At 69.9% G+C, this 705-nt stretch carries 2 protein-coding genes; both read left to right on the forward strand.

What is annotated here, in order from left to right:
• A partial coding sequence (locus KDL01_RS41595) for a hypothetical protein (protein ID WP_212534221.1) occupies nt 1–212 on the forward strand: 212 nt, incomplete at its 5' end.
• A gap of 26 nt (nt 213–238) precedes the next feature.
• Nucleotides 239–643, forward strand: coding sequence for a GatB/YqeY domain-containing protein (locus tag KDL01_RS41600; protein WP_212534222.1), 405 nt, complete (start codon nt 239–241; stop codon nt 641–643).
• Nucleotides 644–705: the final 62 nt, after the last annotated feature.

A 705-nucleotide genomic window follows, 5' to 3' on the forward strand; every position in this document is an offset into this window, starting at 1 on the left:
CTCTCACCCCGGTCGAACCCCACGACCCCAGACCCATCGGCGCCGGCCACCACCGCATCAAACTGGCCATCGCCCTGACCAGCTACGAAGACCGCGTATATCTGTCCATCGAAGCAGACGACGCATACCTGGCCGCCGAGGAGATCCCCCCGCTCCTACGAAGCATCGAGCAGTCCGTCATCGCCTTGGCCCGGAAAATCGATCGAGCGTAGGGCGGGAGGCCCGTAGCGTACCCGGCATGTCGAACGTGAACTCTCAAGCCGCCCCCGAGCCGCTCCAACAGCGGCTGAGGACTGCGCTGCCGACTGCCATGCGCGCCCGAGACAAGGTGGCACTGGCCGTACTCCGCTCCACCCTGGCCGCGATCGAGAACGCCGAGGCCGTCGAGCTGCCCGCAACCCCCGGCAGCCTGGCGATCGAGCAGACCCCGGTGGGTGCCGGCGCGGCCGAAGCGCCCCGGCGAGAGCTGACCGAGGCCGACGTCGAACGCATCGTCCGAGCCGAACTGGCCGAACGCGACCGCGCCGCCCAGGCCTACGACCAGGCAGGCCAGCCCGCCCAAGCCGAGCAGCTGCGCACCGAGAACCGCATTCTCACGGCGTATCTGCTCGACCCCGCGACCGCTGAGCGTGCCCAGGGGTGATGGTGCCTGGTGGCAGTCAGCTCACGCGGCGGGGGCCACGGCGCGCAGGACGATGTCGTGGG

Source organism: Actinospica durhamensis, from assembly GCF_018139695.1.
Classification (GTDB): domain Bacteria; phylum Actinomycetota; class Actinomycetes; order Streptomycetales; family Catenulisporaceae; genus Actinospica; species Actinospica durhamensis.

What these genes read in the sequence shown, in the direction of transcription:
- KDL01_RS41600 (WP_212534222.1), top strand. Translation starts at nt 239, where the DNA reads ATGTCGAACGTGAACTCTCAAGCCGCCCCCGAGCCGCTCCAACAGCGG.